This window comes from Shewanella sp., assembly GCF_048265805.1.
In the GTDB taxonomy this organism is placed as follows: domain Bacteria; phylum Pseudomonadota; class Gammaproteobacteria; order Enterobacterales; family Shewanellaceae; genus Shewanella.
The window spans coordinates 1-24,102 of sequence record NZ_JBLXAT010000042.1 but is presented as its reverse complement, the minus strand read 5'-3'; the positions used below and the strand labels follow the sequence as shown (position 1 = coordinate 24,102).

Below are 24,102 nucleotides of genomic sequence, written 5' to 3'. Positions count from 1 at the left end.
GGTTATTTGAGCCCAGAAAACTTTGAATTAAAAAATAGTGCTTAGCAAAGTGTCCACTATTACTGGATCAGATCAAGGTGAAGAATTTCGCTAACTGGAAGCTGGCCGAGATGATAGATGTTGCCCATCACGTTGGATGGCTTGGCCTGGGTGTTAAGAAGTTCTCTCATTCTCTGCGGGAGTTTAGAAATCTTATTCATCCATATGAGCAGATGGCAACCCGAATGAATCCTGATGCTGATACATGCGGGATCTCGTGGCTAGTAGTCCAAGCTGCCGTCAATGATCTAGCAAAGCAGTTAAAAAATGGCTAACAAGTGCAGGTTGTCGGACGGGTACTCTGCTGTGCTCCGCCCCCGCCGCAACTGCAAGCGTTAAATTACATGAGGATTATCGTGGCAACTTACTTTACCGTAGATCGTTCAGGAACATTAGTACCAGAGAGTATTATAAATTTACGAACTGATTACTCTAAAACTCATACATATGCTATTGAGAACCTGATTACCACTGAAGATTTAATTAATCGTACACACCAATTATATCCAGATGGGCTTTCAAATTTTGGTGCCCAATGTCTACACGAACATAACTTAATCGTTACAGATACTCAAACCGGACAGTGTTTGAACTTTGCCCCTCATATCCCTGTATTAGAAGGAATATTCGAACAGGTTCGTTTAAATGAATTTCCTGAACGTCCGTCTAGAATGCAATCAATGTTTGGGTGGTGTACAAAACCTGATGCAATGGCATTTAAAGAAGCGCATGGGAATGTACATAATATTTTTGAAGTACCTTCAGAGAATGCTTTCATTGCAGATCAAAATCTATTGTATTTAGGTGCATCTATTATGGGCACATATGAATTTGCTCGAAAATATTGGTCAGGAGAACGTTCAAATAACTATAAACCAGAAGCTGTAATTCCTTTACCTTCTAATATCGGTGCAGTTGTAATTTAACAAGGCAATTAAACGTAACTAAAACAGTGGGTTACTTTTCGCTTCGTTCCACATTATAACCCACTGTTTTAGTCCGCTTATTGCGGCGTTATATGCAATCTGAGTTGGAGGGGAAATGGATAACAAAGGGTTATGCGGTGCCTATATTGCTTCCGCCACAATATTGCCATTAGTGCATCCATGCACGTCCCCACCGCAGGTTATTTAGCACAAAGTGCTAACAAGCAACTTGTTGTTCAACAGATGAAAGTGCCAACTTAATAGCACCGCCTCGTTCACCAAGCGCAGCTTGGTAACAAAAACATTTCCTATCGGTTAATGCGAACCAATTCCCCAAAAGATGGTCAATATTTACACTGTAATTCAGCAGGTTAAGGATTGACGATGACAAAGGTAAAACAGGGATGGTTGGCGGGTTTGGTGCTTGTGCCAATGCTGGCGCTCATTGGTTGCAGCAGTATGCCGCTGAGTACCATGTATAAAATGGCGAAGATGAATCCGCTAGAAGTGGCACCTGAGCAGTTGGTGGTGGCGGTAACATCACCGCAAGATATTGGCGTGCGTAGCGGCGATGTGGTGCTGAGCATGACATTTCGCTCTGATGTGCCGGAAATGAACCTCAACTATCGCTTTTTCGTGCAGGTGGATAAGCAATATCCTGTGCCGCCAGCGCTGAAACAGCAATTGAATGCCAACGATAAAATCACTGTGCTGCGTTTATCCGATAGCGATGCCAAGCAGATGCGTGAGGCACTTGCGAAAATCCGTGCTTATCGCCAAGAGCACGACGAAGGCGCGGGCAGTATGAACCTAGAACTTGTTTCTGCTTGTTCGTTAACGACCATCGTTGATACCAAAGCCGAACTCAGTGTGTATCTTAAGCTCGCGACCAACGAAGCTTTCTTCCCATTCCTTGAAGATCTTGCCGTGAACGACCTACAACAACTCTCCGTCTGTGACACCAAACCAAATGTTTAAATCTGACTGTTCGCATCCAGATTTTTGGCTAAGTAGGCCACTGTAATTTCAGGCAACACCAAATTCCCCACGGCGCGACGAAGGTGCGTTGGGAAGACATTGAGCAATCGAGGCATGGACGCCGAGAAGCGATGGTGAGTCACGGATGACGAATCAGAGCGATTTGCGAAAATGGCAAACCAGAAGCGCCGTAGTGTTTCGCGACGTCGGGGCGTCGTCGGGTTTCCAAAGGGCGAGGGACGAGCATCGCCCCTTGGCTCAGGTGTGGAACGAGTAGTTCCACGACTTTGGCAAACGCAGTTTGCAATCGCGCAGCGATAAGCTCGTCCACCGCAGGCGATTTAGCACACAGTGCTAACAAGCAACTTGTTGATTAGCTGATGAAAGTGCCAACTTTCAAACAACCCCAATCTGGTGTTGAACGAGTATCACCGCTCATGCACATCCGTGTGCTCCGCGGTATTAATACTTCCTGTATGTCATCCACGACTTTTGCAAACGCAGTTTGCTATCGCACAGCGATAATCTCCCCACCGCAGGTGATTTAGCACGCAGTGCTAGCAAGCAACGTGTTGCTAAACATCTGAAGTGCCAACTTCCCCCCCCCAATCTGCTGTGGAGCGAGTATCACCACTCTCGCACGTATATTTATGCCTGTAATGCGCCCTGTATGTTTGGCATGACATTACAATTTGGTCAAATCAGCTGATTTACCCAATGGCTTTTGACAAAGTATCTTCTACGGATAAGACTTAGCTCATGAGTTCCAACTAATAAAATGCATGCGCAATTTAAGATTTCTTCTGCCATTCATGTTCATCCTGCTGCATAGCAACCTCAGCTGGAGTCAAACTCGGTTAGAGTTTGCTACGATGCAGTATCCCCCCTATATGCAGCAAACTGGCGCGACGGCGCAAGGGCTCACCATTGATATTGTCAACGAGATATTCTCTAGGATGAATCAACCGATTCAATATAGGTTTTTCCCTTGGGCTAGATCTTTATATCTTATTGAAAATAAGCAAGTTGATGGTCTGTTTACCATAAAAAAGACCGACGAACGTGAACAAACAATGCTGTTCCCCAAGCACCCCTTGGTTACTCAAGATTATGTGTTCTTTGTCTTAAAAGGCTCTAACGTCGAATTTGATGGCGATTACGCCTCGCTGGCGAATGCCAGCATAGGGGTTGTTAATAAAACCTCCTATGGCAATAGATTTGATACCGCCGTTAAAGACAACACCTTTAAGCATCTAGATATGGCGGTAAGTTATGAACTGACGTTTAAAAAATTGTTGGCAGGCAGAATGGATACGGTTATCTGTAGCCGTTTGGTTGGTATCCACATACTCAAACAGCTCAATGGACTTGATCGCGTTACCATTAGTGGACCACCCAGTGAAACGGCTGTGAGTTATCTGGTATTTTCTCGCAAGCCAGAAAATATTCCGCTGGTGGAGCAGTTTGATAAAATCGTGGCCGAGATGGAGCAAGATGGCACTATGGCCGCGATTTTAAAAAAATATGATCACCAACTTAATTAAATAGAGATAAGTTTTCGGAGGTAACTTTATTTACAATATGTGGATTTTCCCTCACTAACGACCGCTTACTAAGCCTTATTAAACATCGTTCTTGTTGCTCTGTTGCTGGCATCGCTTAGCCGAACTGGCCGTTAAGTTCACCTCATTTAGGCTTAAATCCCACTGCGTTGTGCTGAGATATGTGTATCCTATCTCACCACCCTTGACGCTAACATTCATGTATATGTTCGGCGATTTCCACTTAGCTATCTGTTGCCGTTTGGCGGCGATCTGGCAGATACGTTGTTGCCTATGGTGTGGGCCAATGTCGAAAATATTCTATGAGGTTGTTGGCGAACCAGTCTTGTAGCATGACTCATCCCAATTATTCAGTGAACGGTGTCGAAGGGGTTGCATTGCGCAATTGGGGCGTTTGCCACTAAATGCCGTACCACCGCAGGTGATGGGATAAGCGATACAAAAAGGCGCTGCCTAACTCAACAAAGCAACTTGTTGGTTCAGACAACGCCAAATAATCAGCTCAACAAGGCTAATTTAAGCCTTGTTTACCCCGTCAATCCACTGGTTCACTTGGTCTTCCAGCACATCCAGCGGCAGTGCGCCGTTGGCTAACACGACATTGTGGAATTCGCGAATATCAAACTGATCGCCAAGTGTGGCTTTGGCCTTGTTTTTTAACTCGATGATTTTGTTCATCCCCACTTTATAAGCGGTGGCTTGTGAGGGCATGACAATGTGTCGTTCAACCATCTTAATGGCATCCGACTTGGCATTGGGTGTGTTTTCCACGTAGTAGGCAATCCCTTGTTCGCGCGTCCATTTTTGTGCGTGGATACCGGTATCGACTACCAGACGGCAGGCGCGCCACAGTTCCATCGCTAAACGGCCAAAGTCGGAATAGGGATCATCGTACAGCCCCATCTCTTTCGGGAAGGATTCGCTATATAAGCCCCAGCCTTCAATGTAAGCAGTGTAGCCGCCAAATTTTCTAAATTTAGGAATGCCTGTGAGCTCTTGGGCGATGGCAATTTGCATATGATGTCCGGGGATCCCCTCATGGTAGGCGAGCGCTTCCATCTGATATTTTGGCATGGCGCGCATGTCATAGAGGTTGGCGTAGTAAGTGCCGGGGCGGGAACCATCAGGGGTAGGGCGGTTATAAAAGGCTTTGCCAGCGGACTTTTCTCTAAAGGCTTCTACCGCTTTTACTTCAATCGCTGCCTGTGGTTTCACTTTAAATACTTCGTCTAGGCGGGTGCGCATGTTGTCGATAATTGAGGTTGCTTCGGCAAGATACTCAGTTTTGCCTGCGGCAGTGTTGGGATAATAAAACTGCGGGTCGTCGCGCATGAAGGCAAAAAACTCCGGCAGTGAGCCATCAAATTTCACCTTTTTCATAATGGCGCGCATTTCATTGTGGATGCGTGCTACTTCAGCTAAGCCGAGTGCATGAATTTCGTCGGCCGTCATGTCTGTGGTGGTGGTGCGAGCTAAGGCTCGGTTGTAGAAGGCTTCGCCATCGGGAAACTTCCACGCACCATCCCTCGTATCCGCCTTGGTTTCGAGAGTGGTGATATAAGCGATCAGTTTTTTATAGGCGGGTTCAACCTGAGACACGAGTGCTTCTTTGGCTTGGGTCAGCAACGCAGCTTTCTGGTCGTTATCAATGTTGAGTGCGGCGACTTTTTTACTGAAATCGGCTAATAGCGTGCTGTCTTCACCGTCGTTGAATGGTGCGCCGGTGATGATGTTCTGGCTATCGGAAATGACATAAGCAAACACAAATTTAGGGGCAATGATGCCTTTGTCGGCTCTGACTTCAAGCGATTGCTGTAACTGTTGTAAGCGCTTTGGTACGCCATTCAAGCGGCTAATATAGGCCTCGGCATCACTGATGTTGGTGATTTGATGTTGGTTAATCAGAAACGAAGCAATCATAGAATGGCCGCCGAACATCTGATTTACCGGATAGTTGTGGTAGCGCCATTTGTAGTCGCTGATGCCATCGTTCAGACTTTGCTTGATTAAGCGCAAGCTGAGTTGCGTTTGTTTATCCAGTTTACTGGCGTCGAGTTGGTTAACTTGTGCGAGATGTTTTTTATCGCGGGCGAGCTTTTCAGCATCGGCGCTATCGCCAATATCATCCCACTTACCGTAATCCTGCTTAATGCCCATGTAGGTCTGTGACACTGGGCTAGCCATTACGTTTTCCATAAAGATTGTGTCGAACAGCGCGTTTGCTTTGGCTGATTCACTTTGCATTTCAGCAGCCATTGGTGCGCTGCTATTAGCCACTAATGCGCTGGGGGCGGCGTATACGGGCAGTGTCGCTAAGGTAGAGAGGGCGAGTGCAATAATACTGATGTTGGTTGTTATTGGCATGTTCAGACTTCCTTAGAAATGGTAAGTCGATTCTAAAGAAGCAACACCGCCGAGTATAAATAGAAATGTTAACAAATATGTTGGTTTGTGACTCAGGTGATAATGGCGCCTAGGTTTACGCTATAAGCACGGAATCGACAAAGCGGGCGGCAATATCAGCGGCTGGCGATGGCTGTGCGGCTATTGAGGCTAGTTGTTGGCGGTATTGCGATGCCATCGCTCAGTGTGGCGGTGACGAGTGCAATGGCGTATCCCATCGCAAGCTGTTAAATTGCGGCACTGGCAAGCGGTTAGACAATTGACACTTATTGATACATAAGGCCGAGACAACGATGCATGAGCTGTACTCACTCAAAAAGGATTTTACGTTGTAAACACCCCTAAGGAATTTTTTGAACAACAGCGGCCAACGCGCGTAGGGTACGCATGGCAAAACCGCACTGAGATTGAACAAAGCGAGTGGAGCAACAGCACCGCTTGTTATGCTCGTGTTCTCGCAATGGCATTTATCCCATGACAAGATAGTAAAGCGGCAGCAGCTCCGCATGAGTCTTGTGGTTTTGGCGGGCAGTTTTGGGGGCTGCCGCGGGTTTGAAGCCGATGATGATGACTATTTGCCATATCAATCACGCTGCTTAAGTTGCTGCGCCATTGCATCAGCTCAATGTTACTATCCCTCACGTTCAACGCGGGTCTCACTCTATGATTAAGAGTATTTATTATGATTAAACAACTATTGACCGCATTACTGCTGGTGACCTCCACCGCCTCATTCGCCGATGATGACGCTAGCCTTGTTGGCCGCTATCGTCTCCTAAACCAGATGGAGGCAGTTGCTGAGTTAGTGCTCAAGCCCGATCACACCTTTCAATGGGGCATGATTGTTGGTAGCGCGGATCTCAAGGCTAATGGTACTTGGTCATTTAACAATGGCGTGCTAGAGATTAAAACGCCTGAGCGACCAGCGTTGTCTGGTTCCCCCGAGTTTGAGCCGTTTTCTGATGAGGATATGAAGAAGATTCGGCAGATCCCTAGTAATTTCTGGCAAGTGCTGGTGTGGGTCAAAGGTGTGGGCGGCGTTGCCGATATTGCGGTGGTTGCGGAGACTCACAACCACAAACGTTATCAGGCGACTACTGAACTCAATGGTATGGCCGCGATAGGTAAAAAAGACGGCGAGCAATTAGCTCGGGTGGGTTTACGTTGGCTGAATGATAGCGCGGATTATACCTGGTTTGACGTGTCTGAGCGGCAAGTTGCCAAAAACTCTGTCGGATTTTGGGTTGCCGATGCTAAGTGGGCAACTAAGCAGGTATTCGAGCAGCTGGAATTTACCGTGGAAGACGATTTGCTGATGTCTACCTCTGAAGATATGACGTATCAAAAAATGCCCACACGTTAGGAGCTGCCCCGAGTATTGGACTTAGTAGTTGGCTAAGGAGTTACTGCGCGGTGGCATGGATGATAGGTGATAAGTAAAAATGAAAGTCAGTAATGATTTTAGTGGTGCGCTAAGAACCTTTGCTTATTTTATGGCAAGCGGCACTCACTACATGCTAAAAGATGTGCAGTATTTAGATTTATATGGTGAAGAACCCAGTGCAATTGAAATGGCGTATGCCATTTTTGCCAATGTGCTCGCCATGGATGATGACGGTAAGGTGATAAATTTCACCCATGCCCAACGCAGAGCCACAGATTATATAAAATCTTATTGTGACTCATCATTTGTGGTGTCGCCGCCATTTGAGGATTGGGAGCTAGCGTTGTACGGGCCGCCCGACTTACACGACAAATAGCTCGCAGGTGAGTTATCTCGCGTCGATTACCTTAGTTGTTCCAGCAGGAATTAAATTAGATGAACCTAGATAAAGCAAAAAAACGTATTGCCAAGTTGGTGAGTAGAGGTTTTAAAGGTTACCCATTAGTGTCGATTGCTTATTTGGGGGCTACGCCTGCGTTAGCCACTAAGGTGGTTATCTCGTTTGTGGCGGAAGAGGGCGCAGAGCCGCAACTGCAAACTTTTTCTGCGGCAACCGATGTGCGCCATGATGAAAATATTCAGACGGTCATCGTCAAAATTATTGAGCGCACCGACGCGCAAACGGTTAACGAAAGCACGCATGTTGCGCCGTTAACCTCGGCTTAAGCGGCGTGTTGGAATGATGCCTGACGGGCGCATGGCTCAGCAAAAAGCCACCTGACATCAGGTGGCTTTGTTGTATTTAGCGCAGTGTGCCAATCATCAACTACGGATTGAGTGACATTAACGAGCTTGTTTTACCTTGCTGCTGTTTGGCACTTTTGACGCTAGCGAGTTGCACTTTCAGCTGTTGGAACAGCGCGGCAGTATCTACCTGTTGACGGCTGTACTGGGCCGCTTGGATCTCGCTGACGGTGTGTGCTAACTCAGGCGCAATTTGCGGCAGATTATTCAGGGTGACTTCTTTCCCCGTTAACGCCGACATCTCACGCAGTAATGCACGCAATACTTCACCGCTATTTTGGGCAGCAATGGCACTGTCCAGCGTAGGTTGTTGCGGTGTGGCTTTGCTTGCGCGCACTGGCTGGCGTTGACTTGTATCAGGCTGCTGGCGTGCACGCCACCACATCAATAAAGTGGCTAGCCACAGCAGGGCAAACAGTGCCGTCGTCCAAGGCCAAATACCGCTGTTGGTCTCAGCTTGTTGGGTAACGCTGTCGATGGTGGGTGCTGGCGCATTGGCCGCTGCTTTAACGGTGATATGGCGGGCGGGCAGAGTAGCAACCTCTTGCTTTTTAAGGTGCGGATTCCACCACGCCACTTTGACTTCTGGCAGAGTGAATTCGCCAGCTTTTGATGGCACGATTGCCACGGTTTGCGTCATCTGCGCTACCGACTGACCACTGCGTGCCATGGTTTTACGCTGGGGTTTTTCGGGATAGCTTTTCATGCTGTCTGGCAATGACAGCTGCAAATCGGGCAGGCTGGTTTCGTCCGCATTAGACGCTAGCAATGTCATGGTGCGGGTGATCGGTTGACCCACTTCAAAGGTTTGTTGGTCTTTCCAGTCTTCGGTTAACGACACCACATCTGCCACTAACCAATTGCCGACGTAGTTTTCGGGTTTCGGCAGAATGTTCACCGACAAGGTTTCGCCGTGCACATCCATTGGGCGGCTTTGTTGGAAGGAGAACATGCTATTGCGGGTTGGAGCGTCGACTAAGATATCACCAGAGAATACCGGTCCATTGATCTCAATCTTACCTGGGGTGTCAACCACCATGCTGTAGTTACGCTCAATCACGCGGAAGCGACGACCATTGACGATTTCGTTGCTGTCTTTGTCATCACCAATCTGTTTAAACTGCACACCATCAGCTTTGGGTGTTGATAGCACCCCACGTTGAAAATCTACCGCGAGATAAAGTTTGATAGTGTAGGTGATCAGTTGGCCGACATAGGCTTCATCGCTAGAAACGCTGGTTTTGATAAACAGGTTGGCGTCTTCGGTAGCGGGCTGGCTGGCACCATCAACCACTTTTAAATCAATCGGTTCTGATTTGATACCGTTGATCTCAAACGGGGGAATGGTGACGATGCCTTGGTGTTTGGCTTTCAGCAATATGCGCCAGTTGGTTTCTTTGTGCGTATCAAAGTTCACAATCTGGGTGCTACGGCTAACGCTAGTGCGGCCTACCACAAAGTCGTTCAGTAGGGCGGAGGTATCGAGTGCGTTGCTTTCCAGTTCATCGTCGGCGGTGACGGTGAGTACCAGATATTCGTTCTCCATCGCGGGATTACGATCAACCGACGCTTGCAGCGACGTGATAGCAAAGGCGTTAAGTGGCAGGAGTAACACTGCCAAGAGTAAAAGGTATCGTTCGACTTTTACCACTGTTGTTGTTCCTTGGGTAACTGGCCGCGTTGACGGCGTTTTTGATATTCCAATTCCATTTTGTTGCGCAGCAGGGCAGATGGGTCATCTACCACGGCTTTTAGTGCACGGCGCATGTCATCAGGCAGGTCGTCAGGGTTAGCCTGTTTGGCTTGTACGGTCGCAGCTGCGGCTTTCTGTTCGTCCGAGTTAGTCTGCTCATTGCTGTCTGGTGCGCTGCTGGCGGCAGATTGCTGCTGGTCATCAGCTTCAGCTTGTGGCTCACCCGCTTGCGGCTCTGCTTGCATCTGTGGTGCTGGCGGCTGTTCGTCGCTATCAGCATCATCGCCCTGATTGGCAGCAGACGGTTGGCCATCTTGCGATGTATCGTCGCCATCGCCGTTGTTTCCAGCTTGCTGTTGCTGCTGGCTATTGGCGTCCTGCTGCTCAGCAGATGATTTATCTTCGCCTTGCTGACCATCTTTACCATCTTGGTTCTGCTGGTTCTGCTGGTTCTGCTGGTTCTGCTGGCCATTTTGGCCGGGTTGCTTATCGCCAGACTGAGATTGATCCGAATGTTGCTGTTGATCGTCACCAGACTGTTGCTGATCTTGCCCCTTATCGCTTTGGCCGTCTTTGTTATCTTGGCCTTGATTACCGTCCTTGCCATCTTTACCGTCTTGGCCGTCTTGGCCGTCTTGGCCGTCTTGGCCGTCTTGGCCGTTTTGACCATCTTGCTTCTGCTGTTGTTGCTTTGACAACTGCTCAGCGAGTTTTTTATTGACCTTGGCTTCAGGCATATTCGGGTCTTGCGCCAGCGCTTGATTGTAGCGTTTTTCCGCTTCATCGTACTTGCCCAACTGCATCAAAGCGTTGCCTTGGTTGTAATAACCTTGGGCAGATTTGTCATGCTCAAAGGCGTCCAGCGCACCTTGATAATCACCGGCTTTATATTTAGCCGCGCCTTGCCAAGCGGCATTGTCAAAGTGTTCGGCCGCACGGCTGTAATCGCCCTGTTTAAAGGCTTGGGCGCCTTGCTGGTTTTTAGTTTGCCATAAATCATCCCAAGTGCTGGCACTGGCGGGTTTAGGCATCAAACCCAGGCTTATCGGTAACAGCAGCATGGCCATTAACGGCAAGCCCACCCGAAACGCCAATAGCAGCGGAATTAACAATACCAGCGCTAGGTAGGGGCCGAGATCAATCCACGTATCTCCCGCCAATGAAGTCGCGGCAGCGCCTGCGGCTTTATCGCCTTGAGCTAACCAGTCACGTAGTTTGGTAAGATCACTGCTGTCGTTGCTATAAGGGAACAATCTACCGCCAGTGGCTTTGGCGAGCTTGTTGAGTTGATTAAAGTCGGTGGTTGGCACCACTAACTCTTTTTTGCTGTCTCGCATCAACTGCCCATTGGGCAATTTGATGGGCGCGCCTTGGCTAGTGCCAATTGCTAATATATCTAGGCGATATTGGCTGCCAGCTAATTCAGATTCAGCGGCATTGAGTTGGTCGGTGTTTACGCCATCGGTGATCAATACGATGTCACCTTTGATATGACCCCCTTGTGCTAGTAGCTCTTTGGCTTTGGCCAGTGCTTTAGGCAGATCTGACCCCAGCACCGGCATGATATCTGGGCTGAGTGTTGGCAATAAGTTCAGTAGGGTATTGCTGTCGCGGGTCAGTGGGCTAATCACAAATGCATCACCGGCGTAGGCGATAAGCCCCGTTTCACCGTCTTTCAGCCCTTTCAATAGATCGGTTGCGCGGAAACGGCTTTGCATCAAACGGTTTGGCGTAACGTCGGTGGCATACATCGACAATGACATATCCATCACCACCACGCGGCCTTCTGTGCTGGCAAATACCGGCAACGGCTTTTGAAACAGCGCCGGGCCAGACAGCGCAATAATTGCTATAACGCAACTGGCGGCAAGCCACGGTAGATGTGAGCGCTTTTCTGCCACGCCATCATCAATCAAATTGGCGGCTAGGTGCGGTGCAATAAACCGATTCCAGCTGGACTGTGCTGGATTTTTCTTGGCGAAAAAGTACAGCAGCAGGGCGAGCGGGATCAGCGCCCAAAACCATTCAGGGCGCATAAAATGCAAACTCATAAGCTCCTCCCGAAACGCGCAGAGGCGGGCAACAACATGCTGGCAACCCCTTGTAACATCAGCAATAACAATGCAATGCCCAGCGGCCAATAGAACAGTTCAGACTGTGGGCGATAGCTGAGCGGATCGCGGCTAATCGGTTCCAATTTATCAATCTCTTGGTAGATGGCTTGCAGATCTTGCGGATTACGGGCGCGGAAATAGCGGCCATGGGTGGTGTCAGCAATTCGTTTGAGCTGGTCTTCGTCTAAGTCAGCTGACGGATTGACGCGCTGCACGCCAAACAGCGTACGCTGTTCCAACACATCCGCACCTATGCCGATGGTATAAATGGTGACGTTGCGCTTGGCGGCAATTTTACTGGCCTGATCGGGCGAGATACGGCCGGTATTGTTAGAACCATCGGTCAGCAAAATCAATACGCGGTTGCTTTGCTCCATGCGGTCAAAGCGTTTCACCCCAAGGGCGATAGCATCGCCAATGGCGGTTTGCTTACCCACTAAGCCAATTTGCGCTTCTTTCAGGTATTGCGCTACTGAGCGGCGGTCTTGCGTCAGTGGCGCTTGTAAGTAGGCCGAGTCACCAAACAGGATTAAGCCAAGGCGGTCACCTGCACGGCGCTCAATAAAGTCGCTAACCACTTTTTGGATGACGGTAAACCGATCTACCGTTTTGTTGTCCAGCACCATATCTTCAATCTGCATACTGCCAGACAAGTCCACGGCCACCATTAAGTCGCGGCCTTTGGTTGGCAGTTCAATTGGTTCGCCCAGCCATTGTGGGCGAGCAATGGCGACCACAGCTAAACACCACAGCAGCCACAACAACCATGGACGTTTATCACTTTTAGCCAGATGTTGGTTGTTGGCGTATCCCGCCACGCCGGGCAGATGCAGTTGTCCGCCAGCCATCTTTTTGGGCTTACGGCGAATAATCAGCGGCAGCGGCAACAAAATCAGTAGCCAAGGCCAAGCTAAGCTCAACATGTGGCCTCCTTAGCTGACGTAGCGGTTGCTGATGACTGGGCGCTATCACGGGCTTGCGCTGCACGCAGGCTGGCAGGCTGTTGATAATACGCTGGTGCATGTTTTAGCCAACGGTGGCTTAACGCGATTAATTGGCTGCCATCGACTTCACTGCTGGGACGGCGATAACGGTTCGCCAGTAAGTTGGCAAATTGTCCGCGTTCAGCGGCGGGCAACACCGCGTCTAAATAGTGATACCAAGCGTCATCAGTCAATGCGGCCACTTGCTTGCGGTCGCCATAACTGATGGCCGTGCGTTTGAGCAGGGCGCTGATCTGTACCGCGAGTTGCGGATCTTGGCTGTCCAGTTGTTGCAGCATCTGCAGCGCCGATTTAGCGGCAGCCGCCTGTTTACGGCGACGGCGTACTGCGCGAATTGACCACACAATAGCGATCAGCAGTAATAACAGGCCAACGACGATTAGCGCCCACCAGCCGGGCGCTAACGGCCACCAGCCGATGTCGGCAGGCAGCTGAATATCTTGCATGCCACTCAAGGCTGGGTTGGCAGAGGGAGAACTCATACTCATCGTAATAAATTCAGTTGTTGATTAAGGTTAATACCCGCATCAATGCGGCGTACGGTCGCGCTTAACGATTGCATCATCAGTTCAAACTGTTGCATCTGCTGCTGTTGGCGCTCACGCCATGCATCGTAACTGTGGCGATCTAATATCATCGATTGGCCGTTATCTTTGACTGGCAAGGCAAACCGCTTCGGCAGTGCTAACTCGCCAGTACGTAACGGATCTGACACCACAAATGCCGCAATGTCGCTGTGGCGTTTGATGGTCGATAACGCTTGCAGGCAATCATCATTAAAGCCAAGGCCATCGGTGATGAGCCACACCAGCGAGCCGGGCTTAGCAATACGCGCCAGTTGGCGGCAGCTGTGCGCCATTAGTTGCTCGGGTAGTTGGCTGTTGGGATTGTCCAACTGGGCGTTATGCACGTTGGTAAGGGCGGATATCAGCGCCAAGATGCCGTTGTCACGGGCGCGGGGTTTGAGTTCGCGCTGCTGTTTATCCGACACAATCAAAGCCCCGAGGCGGTCACCTTGTTGAATCGCATTCCAGCCTAAGGTGGCGGCCAAGTGCGCTGCTTGCACTGCTTGCAGCAGCAAAGTGGAGCCAAAGTACAAGCTGTGTTTTAAATCCACTAACAACAGCACCGGGCGCTCGCGTTCTTCGACAAACAGCTTGGTGTGTGCCTTACCTGTGCGTGCCGTGACTCGCCAGTCGATGGTACGAATGTCATCGCCTTGCTGGTAATGGCGCACTTCGGCAAACTCCATCCCGCGGCCTTTGATTAAGCTGCTGCGATGCCCTGACATGGCAGCCCGTGCCCGCGCTTTACGGTCGGGCAGGGCGCGCGCAAGACCGCGGCAGGCTAACAATTCGGCTTCGGTCAGATGAACCCCATCGGCAAACTGCGGCAGTAGTTCATTGATTGCTGCATTCATTAGGGCACGGCCACCTGACTCAGAATATGATTGATCACTTCATCGCGGCTGATGCCTTCGGCTTGTGCTTGATAGCTCAACAGCAAACGGTGACGCAGCACGTTAGGCACGACGGCTTGAATATCTTCCGGTGCGACAAAATCACGTTCTTTCAACCAAGCGCGCGCACGGGCACAACGTTCAATAGATTGCGTGGCACGTGGGCTGACGCCGTATTCCAACCACTTCGCCAGCTTATCGCTAAAGCGCTGTGGCTGGCGGGTGGCGCTGATGATGTCAACAATGTAGCGCTCTAGCGGTTCAGCGAGGTAGATCTCCAGCGCCTGTTTGCGGGCAGAGAATACTTCCGCTTGTGCAATCGGGGTGATGCGTTCGATCTGGTTGGTCTTCGCTTCAGTGCGCGATAGACGCATGATCTCCAACTCCGTTTCTGGCGATGGATAATCTAAGTTCAAGTGCATCAAGAAACGGTCAAGCTGAGCTTCTGGCAGCGGATAGGTACCTTCGTTTTCCAACGGGTTTTGCGTGGCCATCACTAAAAACAGGTCGGGTAACTTATAAGAGTGTTTACCTACCGTGACTTGGCCTTCTGCCATCGCCTCTAACAACGCCGATTGTACTTTAGCTGGCGCACGGTTGATCTCGTCCGCCAGAATCAGGTTGTGGAATATCGGGCCAGCTTCAAACTCAAAGGTGCCCGTTTGTGCGCGGTAAATATCGGTACCAGTCAAATCGGCTGGGAGCAAGTCTGGGGTAAATTGAATGCGGTGGAAGTCGCCTTCAACGCCATCACACAGGGCTTTTACGGCGCGGGTTTTTGCTAAACCTGGGGGGCCTTCAACCAATAAGTGACCATCGGCAATCAGGGCTATTAACAGGTTTTCGGTGAGCGTGGGTTGCCCCAAAATAACTTTGTCGAGATAGCGTCTAAGCGCGTGAAAACTGCTGAGTGGCATATGAATTATTCTCTTGCATTGGTCGAGCATCATAGCTCGAAATCATGTTACTGTGCCTTGCGTTAGCCGATTGAAGTACAAAACACTTTAAATTAAAAGTTAAACTTTTTTCAGGTTGTTACGCTGTGCTAACACAGTGGTGCATGCCACTTTATGTGCATGTTTAACTCCGCATAACGCAAGCAGCCTGTTGGCAAATTTGCTGTTTTTATTGGGGGCTAGGGGTAAATACGCCCGCTGTTGCTGCCGCAATCCGGTCACCTGAGTCTGTACCTTATTGCACTGACGCGCAGATGTCTAAGGGAACTCAAGCAAACTTGCTACGTCAATATCGCCATCGAGTTCGCGCGCCGTTGCGGGCAGCTATTGTAGCGTTCGACAGCTTAAGTGATTTTTAATTTCATCAACTTATGCTAACTGTCGACTAATTGCGCACGAAAAAATCTAAACGACTGTTTAAAACCTATCAATAAAAAGCTAGAATCAGCTCACAGTTTGATGGTCAGACCTGTTATAGGCGAGTTGGCGGCCATCGATGCATCGCATAGATTCACTTGTTCCTCAAACCGGGAACACTCAGTGGAGAAGGACAACGAATGAGTGACAAACAACAGGTAACCAACGCGCGCGGTGAACGTATTGCCATTGTGGCGGGTTTACGCACGCCGTTTGCCCGCCAAGCGACCGCCTACCACGGCATGTCAGCCTTAGATTTAGGCAAAATGGTGGTGGCAGAACTTCTACAACGTTGCGAACTCAACCCCGCCATGATTGAGCAACTGGTCTATGGTCAAGTAGTGCAGATGCCGGCCGCGCCGAATATCGCTCGCGAAATCGTGTTAGGTACGGGCATGCAAGTGAGCACCGATGCCTACAGCGTGACGCGCGCCTGTGCGACCAGTTTCCAATCCACTGTTAACGTGGCCGAAGCCATCATGTGCGGCAATATCGATATTGGTATTGCAGGCGGCGCGGATTCATCCTCATTGCTGCCGGTGGGTGTCAGTAAAAAGCTGGCCATTGCCCTATTAGATCTCAGCAAGGCGCGCAGCTTGTCACAACGTCTGAAAATCATTAGCAGCATTCGCCCGAAAGACCTGTTGCCTGCGCCGCCAGCGGTTGCGGAATATTCTACTGGTCTCTCAATGGGACAAACCGCTGAGCAGATGGCGAAAACGCACCACATTAGCCGAGCCGATCAAGATGCCTTGGCCCATCGCTCACACACGCTTGCTAGCCAAAGCTGGAGCGAAGGCAAGCTCAAACAAGAAGTGATGGTGGCGCATGTGCCGCCGTACAAAGGGTTTATTGAGCGCGATAACAACATTCGTGACAACTCGACGCTGGAATCCTACGCCAAATTAAAGCCGGTGTTTGACCGCAAACATGGGTCAGTGACCGCCGCCACCAGCACGCCGTTAACCGATGGGGCGTCGGCGGTGTTGATGATGAGCGAAGGCAAAGCCAAAGCGCTCGGTTATCAGCCGATTGGTTACATCAAAAGTTATGCATTTACCGCCATTGATGTATGGCAAGACATGCTGATGGGGCCCTCTTACGCCACGCCATTGGCACTCAAACGTGCTGGCATGCAGCTGGAAGATCTGGACTTGATCGAAATGCACGAAGCGTTTGCGGCGCAGACCTTAGCCAACATCAAGATGTTTGCCTCGAAGAAATTTGCAGCAGAGCAGTTGGGGCAATCACGCGCCATTGGCGAAATCGATATGGATAAATTCAACGTGCTCGGCGGTTCGCTGGCGTACGGCCACCCGTTTGCCGCCACGGGCACGCGCTTGATCACCCAAGTATGTCACGAATTGAAACGCCGTGGTGGCGGTACCGCATTGACCACCGCTTGTGCTGCGGGTGGTCTGGGCACGGCGATGATTTTGGAGGTGGAGTAATATGACGACCTCAAATAACACCTTTAGCTTAACCCGCCGCGAAGATGGCATTGCACTGCTCACCATGGATGTGCCCGGTGAGAGCATGAACACGCTCAAAGCCGAGTTCGTGCCACAGATGACCGAGTTGCTGGCAGAAATTCGCAACGACAACAGCATCAAAGGTTTGGTGGTTATCTCCGGCAAGAAAGACTCATTCGTCGCCGGTGCTGATATCTCCATGCTCGATGCCTGTGATACCAGTGAGAAAGCCAGTGAGCTGTCGGCCGCGGGGCATAAGGTATTTGCCGAACTGGAAAACCTGCCAATGCCTGTGGTGGCGGCAATTCATGGTGCCTGCTTGGGCGGTGGTTTAGAGCTGGCGCTGGCGTGTCATAAGCGTGTGTGTAGTGATGGCGCCAAAACGCAATTGGGCCTGCCAGAAGTGCAACTCGGTTTGTTACCAGGCAGTGGTGGTACGCAACGTTTGCCGAAGCTGATTGGTATCGCAAAAGCATTGGATATGATGCTCACTGGCAAACAGTTACGTCCCAAACAGGCGTTAAAACTGGGCTTGGTTGATGACGTTGTCCCCAGCACTATTTTGCTGGAAGCCGCCATTAAACTGGTGCAAGCGGGCAAAAGCCGTAAACCGCGTAAGCGCAATATGCAGGAGCTGGCGTTAGAAACCAGTCATGTCGGGCGTAATATCCTGTTCGACCAAGCGTTGAAACACGTCGAGCGTAAAACCAAGGGCAACTATCCTGCGCCACTGCGAATTATTGAAACAGTGCGCATCGGCGCCGATGAAGGCATGGCGGCCGGTCTCGCGACCGAATCACGCTACTTTGGCGAATTGGTCATGACGCCAGAATCCGCGGCGTTGCGCTCCATCTTCTTTGCCACCACCGAAATGAAGAAGGAAAGCGGCGCTGCCGATGCTAAACCGCGAGCGCTGAATAAAGCCGTGGTGCTCGGCGGTGGTTTGATGGGCGGCGGTATTGCCTCGGTGACTGTGTCTAAAGCGAAGATCCCCGTGCGCGTTAAAGACATCAGCCAGCAGGGCTTGTCGAATGCCTTGTCCTACGCTTATAAGCTGCTGAGTAAAGGTGTGCAACGGCGCCACATGACCGCCACCCAGCGCGATCAACTGATGTCGCTCATGAGCTCCACTGTTGATTATGTTGGTGTGAAAGACGCTGATATCGTGGTCGAAGCGGTGTTTGAAGATCTCAATCTAAAACACCAAATGGTGCAAGATATTGAGCGAGAATGCAGTGAGCATACCGTGTTTGCATCTAACACCTCCTCATTGCCGATCGGCCAAATTGCCAAAGCGGCCAGCCGCCCTGAAAACGTGATTGGCCTGCATTATTTCTCGCCAGTAGAGAAAATGCCGCTGGTGGAGGTGATCGCCCACGAGAAAACCTCACCAGAAACCATCGCTACCACCGTCGCATTTGCTCGCAAACAAGGCAAAACGCCGATTGTGGTGCGTGACGGCGCAGGTTTTTACGTGAACCGTATTCTGGCGTTGTATATGAATGAGGCGGCGCAACTACTGCTCGAAGGCAACGATATTGAATCACTGGATCGCAGTTTAGTGAAGTTTGGTTTCCCTGTTGGGCCAATCACTTTGCTGGATGAAGTGGGCATTGATGTCGGCGCTAAGATTGCCCCAATTTTGGAGCAAGAACTCGGTGCGCGCTTTAAGGCGCCCGCAGCGTTTGACCGCTTGTTGGGGGATGATCGTAAAGGTCGCAAAAACGGCCGTGGTTTCTACCTTTACAGCAAACCTAAGTTGCTGGATCGTCTGCAACGTAAGCCGCAGAAGCAAGTTGATAGCTCGGTTTACAAAGTGTTGGGCATTACACCGGGTACCAGCAGCGAATACGGCAATCTGGCTGAACGTTGCGTGGTGCAAATGCTGAACGAAGCCGTGCGTTGTTTGGAAGAGGGTATTATCAGCTCGGCGCGTGACGGTGATATCGGGGCGATTTTTGGGATTGGTTTCCCGCCGTTCTTAGGGGGCCCGTTCCGTTATATCGACAGCCTGGGCGCAGCCAACTTAGTGACCATTTTGAAAGGCTACCAACAACACTACGGCGATCGGTTTGCACCTGCGCCAATGTTGGAGTTGATGGCGAGCGAGCAGCGTAAGTTTTATCGCTAACGGCTCACATTAAACAGTAAAGGCGCCGTCATTGGCGCCTTTTTCATGGTGTTGCTTTATCGACTTGCTTACTGGCAGATGCTGCCGCTAAGGTTGCTGTTGGCGCCATTGCCAGTACCAATAAAACCAAATTCAACGGTTTGATTCGGCGCGATAGTGGCATTCCAATCAAGGTTGCTGGCTGAGTAGTGCTGCGTCAACACCGCGTTCCATAAACTGGTGATTTGTGAGCCGTCACTATAGCTCCAATGCACTTGCCAACCGTTAATTGGCTGGCTCGACACGTTGGTAATTTTTATCGTGGCTTGAAAGCCACCTTGCCAACGGTTGCTAACTTGATATTGGCACAGCGCCAATCCGGCAGTGGGGGGATTGGTCCCACCGTCATTACCGTCATCGCCACCGCCGCCATTACCTCCGCCGGTATCATCATTGTCTGAGTCATCACCATCATCGGGCACATCAATGCTGCTGCCCCAGTTGCTAATAATGTCCTTCACAAAGGTGCCGGATGCGGTCAAATCGCTGGCCGACCAATTGCCATTCGGATTGGCGCCAGGATGGATGATCGATGCGCCTTCGGCTTTATCGCTCACCGCCCAGTTAACGTGACTAAGGTTATTGGCGGCTAAAAAGTTCATCCATTCGTTGACACTGGCACTGGCAACATTGCCGTTACCATCGGCATTTACCGCGCCCCATTCGGTCACCATCAAGGCGATGCCGTTGTTCATCGCGGTTAGCGCTTTATCGCGTAAAAACTGGCCGTGGCTGCCGGCATAGAAATGCAGCGCGTAGGCGATGTTGCTGCCCGCAATGGGATCTTGCGACGCCACATCCACATCTTGTGACCAAGTTGGCGTGCCGACCACAATCAAGTTATCGGGATCGATCGCGCGAATCGCATTGATTACGTCCACCGCATAGGGCTTGATCACGCTAGACCAACTCACTTGCAGCGGCTCGTTATAAATCTCATAAATCACGTTGTTGTGGTCGCCGTATAGCTCGGCCATCTGGGTGAAAAACTGAATCGCCGTGGCTTTTTTATCTTGCGCGTGGTGTGAGTGAAAATCGATAATCACGTACATATCGTTGGCAATCGCCGCATCAACTACCGTACGAATGCGGGCGAGATTACCGGCGGGATCGTCCAAGTATGAGCCACCTTCATCGGCGCCCAGCGCGACACGCACCATGCTGCTGTGCCAATCCTGTTTTAGCCAAGACACCACATCGGCGTTATACATCTTCTCTTGGCCCCAGCCGGTGTTACTCCAAAAGAAGCTATTACCAGCAAAGCTTTTCAGCTCACCGCCGCTAAGGATCTGGCCATTTCCCACGGTGAGCGGCGGCACATCGGCGTAAGCGGAAGAGGAGATGCCAGCACTCACTAGTGTGGCAGCAATTATAGCGTGTCGAATTCTTACAGTCATAGTTCATTCACCTCAGATCAAGTTCCATTTGGTTGTGCTCAGCCTCATGACAGGCACTGCTGGAGTATAGCGATTCGGCACGAAATCTTGATAGCAAGGCAAGCAAGCTAGGTCATCTTACGGTTATGGTTAGCAATTATTTAACGGATTTAAAACATTTTGAAGCAGCATTCCTGCGACGCTAGCGGTAGAAGCGCTAACGCCACCTTGGTAAAGCCGTTGTCGTGGTTAACTATTTGCACTTTGCTAAGTCGTGCGTTAAATTCACTGTAATTCTATACAGTAATTAAGCGTTATGATCCTTTATATTGCCGAAAAGCCCAGTCTTGGCCGCGCCATCGCCGATGTGTTGCCAAAACCGCTGAAAAAACATGACGGCTACCTTGAGGCCGCCAATGGCGATTGTGTCTCTTGGTGTGTCGGTCATCTGCTGGAGCAAGCGGAGCCGGATGCTTATGACGCGCAATATAAATCGTGGAAGCTGGAACACCTGCCAATCGTGCCCGAACAGTGGCAACTCAAACCGAAAGCCAATACCCGTAGCCAACTGACGGTGCTTAAAAAACTGGTTGGAAAAGCGCAGCAACTGGTGCATGCGGGTGACCCAGACCGCGAAGGGCAACTGCTGGTGGATGAAGTGCTGTCGTACTTCAAAGTCAGCCAAAGTAAACTCGCCAGCGCGCAACGATTGCTGATTAACGACTTAAACCCGAGTGCTGTGACCAAAGCCCTCAAGCAACTGCGCAGCAATCGTGAGTTTATTCCGTTGTCCACCTCGGCGTTGGCACGAAGTCGCGCCGATTGGCTTTATGGCATGAATATGACGCGCGCTTTTACCCTGCAAGGGCGTAAGGTCGGCTATCAGGGCTTGTTATCGGTTGGACGGGTACAAACGCCAGTATTGGGGCTAGTGGTGCGCCGTGATGAAGAGATTGCCGCCTTTCAAGCTAAACCTTTTTACGAAGTGTTAGCTCATCTGCATGATCCGCATGCGCCAGACAACTCAGCGTTTACCGCCAAATGGCAACCGAGCGAAGCCTGTGCCAAGTGGCAAGATGACGAGGGGCGGGTACTTGCCAAAGGCTTGGCAGAAAACGTGGCGGGACGCATTAGCAATCAACCCGCCAACGTGTTGAGTGTGGAGGAAAAACAAAAGCGCCAAGCGCCGCCGTTACCGTACAACTTGTCGGCGTTGCAGATTGATTGCAACAAGCGCTTCGGCATGAGTGCCAAAGAGGTGTTAGATACTGCGCAATCGTTGTATGAGAAACACAAGCTGTTGACTTATCCGCGTTCCGACAGCCGACATCTGCCCAAGGCGCAATTTAGCGATGCAGCGAACGTGCTTAAGGCCATCAGCCAAGGGGCTGCTGAGTTGCTACAAGGCGTTGATGCACCAGATGCTAAGCTCAAATCTAAAGCGTGGGATGACAGTAAAGTGGATGCGCACCACGCCATTATACCCACCGAAAAAGTGGCTAACCTCAACGCGCTGTCCCACCGTGAACGGCAAGTGTATTTGCAAGTGGCGCGGCAGTATCTAGCGCAGTTTTACCCGCATTATCTGTATTGGGATACCCGCGTTAGTGTGGAGATTGCCGGAGGCATTTTTAATGCCAGCAGCAAGCGTGAACAGCAAGCAGGTTGGAAACAACTGTTTCGCAGCAACCGCAGCGAAGAAAGTGATAATGACGATGAAGACAGTAGCGGCAGTTTGCCTAAGTTGACCGTTGGCCAAGCGCTGTGGTGTGACCGTGGTGAAGTGGTAGAAAAAATCACTCAGCCACCCAAACATTTTACCGATGCCACCTTACTGGCGGCAATGACTGGCATTAGCCGCTACGTTAGCGACAGCGATATTCGTAAAATATTGAAAGAGACTGACGGTTTAGGCACTGAGGCGACCAGAGCGGGGATTATTGAACTGCTATTTAAGCGCGGTTTTTTGCAGCGACAGGGCAAAACGATTTTGGCTACAGATGCAGGTAAAGGGCTAATCCACAGTTTACCGTTGTCGGCTACCTTGCCAGATATGACCGCCCAGTGGGAAAACCGCTTAGAGGCCATCTGTCAGCGTGAAATAAAATACGACAGCTTTATGGCGCCATTGCTGCAAACCATTGAGCAATTAGTACATGAAGCCTGCCAGCAACTGCCTACGGCATTGGCGGGTGTTAAAGCCGCTAAACCAGCGTTTGCTAAGCGTCGGCGCAGCAGTAGTCCACGCAAAACGGCATCGGGCAGCAGTAGCCGCAGTCAATCTGCCAGTGCTTCCAAAGCGGCTAAAGGCGGCAGCACCCGCCGCAAAACCACGGCGAAATCGAGCTAAAGCTCACAAGCGTTTGTGTTGATTGCTGACAAGAACGCCTATTTATCACCCAACAGCTCAAAAAAGCGGAGGCAATAAACAACTGAAAATGATGCCTGTCCTCATATTTTTGCTCCGCTTTCTAACAAATGGGTCGCAAATGAATGTCGTAATGTATGCGGCGTAACATGTTTTTCGATGCCAACCGCTTTTGCCGTCAACCTCACAACTCGTTGGATCTGCTTTTCTTGAATATGATGTCGGCGTATCACTCCAGCATCAGGATCGGTACTCAGCACTGCCGAAGGGAACAGAAACTGCCAAGTCAACGATCGACTCTGTTGTTGATACTTTTGCTGTAACCTATCGGGCATCCATACACCACCCCATGCCGGGTTTTGTTGATCCTCGGCCAAGTAGTCACGCACTTTTTGGATCTGAGTCTGCAATAATGGCATCACATTCTTCGGCATCGTCACCGTTCGGTGTTTGCCCCCTTTTCCATTCCACACGCGGATACAGCAATAATCGAGATCAATATCTTTCACTCGTAATCGCAGCGCTTCCATCAAGCGTAAACCGCTGCCATACAACAGTGATACACACAATAAATGTTGTTTAGGGACTCGACTCAACAACGTAGCCACTTCACTACTGGTGAGTACCACCGGTAATTTCGACTGATGTTGACTCCTAACAAAATTTAACTCAAGTGACAGTGGCCGCAACAAAAAATCACGGTATAAATAGACCAAGGCATTCATCGCTGTCGCCTGTGATTTCACCGCCATTTGTCGATGATTCGCTAAATAGGAGAGAAACTGTTCTACCTCAGCATTATGCAAATGCTGTGGATGCTGCCGACCGTGAAAACGAATGTAATTTGCCACCCAGTATTGATAGGTTTGAATCGTACGTTTGGCATAACGCCGCACACGCATATGCTCTGCAAAAGCTTGTAAAAATGGTGATGCCATAAGCGCCTCAAACACTGTATTTGCATACAGTATAGGTAC

The 24,102-nt window shown here is 50.3% G+C and carries 20 protein-coding genes; 11 read left to right on the top strand and 9 right to left on the bottom strand.

The genetic code is table 11. The features are described 5' to 3' along the window. Positions 1-77 precede the first annotated feature (77 nt). From ACN0TT_RS19205 to ACN0TT_RS19190, 4 genes are all read left to right on the top strand, one after another. The gene (locus ACN0TT_RS19205) at positions 78-314 is read left to right on the top strand and encodes a hypothetical protein (protein ID WP_417763737.1); all 237 of its coding nucleotides are present in this window, start codon (positions 78-80) and stop codon (positions 312-314) included. 81 nt (positions 315-395) lie between these two features. Then, positions 396-965 (top strand): DUF2441 domain-containing protein, encoded by a 570-nt coding sequence (locus ACN0TT_RS19200; RefSeq protein ID WP_417763736.1) that lies wholly within the window; start codon positions 396-398, stop codon positions 963-965. 384 nt (positions 966-1,349) lie between these two features. Beyond that, a complete protein-coding gene (locus tag ACN0TT_RS19195) occupies positions 1,350-1,943 on the top strand; it encodes a hypothetical protein (RefSeq protein ID WP_417763735.1) in 594 nt (197 codons plus the stop codon). 872 nt (positions 1,944-2,815) lie between these two features. Next, on the top strand, positions 2,816-3,487 hold the full coding sequence (locus ACN0TT_RS19190) for a substrate-binding periplasmic protein (protein WP_417763734.1): 672 nt from the start codon (positions 2,816-2,818) through the stop codon (positions 3,485-3,487). Positions 3,488-4,021: 534 nt separating this feature from the next. On the opposite strand, the gene ACN0TT_RS19185 is transcribed toward ACN0TT_RS19190, so the two are convergent. Further along, positions 4,022-5,869 carry a DUF885 domain-containing protein gene (locus tag ACN0TT_RS19185; protein ID WP_417763733.1) on the bottom strand — a complete coding sequence of 616 codons (1,848 nt, stop codon included), beginning with the start codon at positions 5,867-5,869 and terminating at the stop codon, positions 4,022-4,024. 545 nt (positions 5,870-6,414) lie between these two features. Here ACN0TT_RS19185 and ACN0TT_RS19180 point away from each other — a divergent pair. The 4 genes from ACN0TT_RS19180 to ACN0TT_RS19165 all read left to right on the top strand — a co-directional run bounded on the left by ACN0TT_RS19180 (position 6,415) and on the right by ACN0TT_RS19165 (position 8,018). Beyond that, entirely contained in the window at positions 6,415-6,579 is a 165-nt protein-coding gene (locus tag ACN0TT_RS19180) for a hypothetical protein (RefSeq protein WP_417763732.1), read from the top strand. 11 nt (positions 6,580-6,590) lie between these two features. Continuing rightward, entirely contained in the window at positions 6,591-7,271 is a 681-nt protein-coding gene (locus ACN0TT_RS19175; protein WP_417763731.1) for a hypothetical protein, read from the top strand. A 79-nt stretch (positions 7,272-7,350) separates the two neighbouring features. Further along, positions 7,351-7,668: a hypothetical protein gene (locus ACN0TT_RS19170; RefSeq protein ID WP_417763730.1), complete on the top strand. Its 318-nt coding sequence runs from the start codon at positions 7,351-7,353 to the stop codon at positions 7,666-7,668. A 59-nt stretch (positions 7,669-7,727) separates the two neighbouring features. Next, positions 7,728-8,018, top strand: a complete 291-nt coding sequence (locus tag ACN0TT_RS19165; protein WP_417763729.1) for a hypothetical protein — start codon at positions 7,728-7,730, stop codon at positions 8,016-8,018. Positions 8,019-8,118: 100 nt separating this feature from the next. Here the strand turns inward: ACN0TT_RS19165 and ACN0TT_RS19160 are convergent, their stop codons facing one another. From ACN0TT_RS19160 to ACN0TT_RS19135, 6 genes are read right to left on the bottom strand one after another with little or no spacing between them, the layout of a single operon-like run. Then, positions 8,119-9,711 carry a BatD family protein gene (locus tag ACN0TT_RS19160; protein ID WP_417763738.1) on the bottom strand — a complete coding sequence of 531 codons (1,593 nt, stop codon included), beginning with the start codon at positions 9,709-9,711 and terminating at the stop codon, positions 8,119-8,121. Between the two features lie 29 nt (positions 9,712-9,740). Next, positions 9,741-11,840 carry a VWA domain-containing protein gene (locus ACN0TT_RS19155; protein WP_417763728.1) on the bottom strand — a complete coding sequence of 700 codons (2,100 nt, stop codon included), beginning with the start codon at positions 11,838-11,840 and terminating at the stop codon, positions 9,741-9,743. Beyond that, on the bottom strand, positions 11,837-12,826 hold the full coding sequence (locus ACN0TT_RS19150) for a vWA domain-containing protein (protein WP_417763727.1): 990 nt from the start codon (positions 12,824-12,826) through the stop codon (positions 11,837-11,839). Before ACN0TT_RS19150 ends, ACN0TT_RS19155 begins: the two co-directional genes overlap by 4 nt. Continuing rightward, positions 12,820-13,389, bottom strand: coding sequence for a DUF4381 domain-containing protein (locus ACN0TT_RS19145; RefSeq protein ID WP_417763726.1), 570 nt, complete (start codon positions 13,387-13,389; stop codon positions 12,820-12,822). The genes ACN0TT_RS19150 and ACN0TT_RS19145 overlap by 7 nt, the downstream gene beginning before the upstream one ends. Positions 13,390-13,391: 2 nt before the next feature. After that, positions 13,392-14,327, bottom strand: a complete 936-nt coding sequence (locus ACN0TT_RS19140; RefSeq protein ID WP_417763725.1) for a DUF58 domain-containing protein — start codon at positions 14,325-14,327, stop codon at positions 13,392-13,394. Then, a complete protein-coding gene (locus tag ACN0TT_RS19135) occupies positions 14,327-15,283 on the bottom strand; it encodes an AAA family ATPase (RefSeq protein WP_417763724.1) in 957 nt (318 codons plus the stop codon). The genes ACN0TT_RS19140 and ACN0TT_RS19135 overlap by 1 nt, the downstream gene beginning before the upstream one ends. 596 nt (positions 15,284-15,879) lie before the next feature. Here ACN0TT_RS19135 and fadI point away from each other — a divergent pair. Both fadI and fadJ read left to right on the top strand, forming a co-directional pair. Beyond that, positions 15,880-17,190 carry an acetyl-CoA C-acyltransferase FadI gene (gene fadI / locus ACN0TT_RS19130; protein WP_417763723.1) on the top strand — a complete coding sequence of 437 codons (1,311 nt, stop codon included), beginning with the start codon at positions 15,880-15,882 and terminating at the stop codon, positions 17,188-17,190. Between the two features lies 1 nt (position 17,191). Beyond that, on the top strand, positions 17,192-19,342 hold the full coding sequence (fadJ, locus tag ACN0TT_RS19125) for a fatty acid oxidation complex subunit alpha FadJ (protein WP_417763722.1): 2,151 nt from the start codon (positions 17,192-17,194) through the stop codon (positions 19,340-19,342). Between the two features lie 68 nt (positions 19,343-19,410). On the opposite strand, the gene ACN0TT_RS19120 is transcribed toward fadJ, so the two are convergent. Next, the gene (locus tag ACN0TT_RS19120; RefSeq protein ID WP_417763721.1) at positions 19,411-20,778 is read right to left on the bottom strand and encodes a cellulase family glycosylhydrolase; all 1,368 of its coding nucleotides are present in this window, start codon (positions 20,776-20,778) and stop codon (positions 19,411-19,413) included. 295 nt (positions 20,779-21,073) lie between these two features. Between ACN0TT_RS19120 and ACN0TT_RS19115 the strand changes: the two genes are divergently transcribed. Further along, positions 21,074-23,107: a DNA topoisomerase III gene (locus tag ACN0TT_RS19115; protein WP_417763720.1), complete on the top strand. Its 2,034-nt coding sequence runs from the start codon at positions 21,074-21,076 to the stop codon at positions 23,105-23,107. 101 nt (positions 23,108-23,208) lie between these two features. Here the strand turns inward: ACN0TT_RS19115 and ACN0TT_RS19110 are convergent. Next, positions 23,209-24,102, bottom strand: an 894-nt coding sequence (locus ACN0TT_RS19110; RefSeq protein WP_417763719.1) for an integron integrase, incomplete at its 5' end; no start/stop codon positions are given.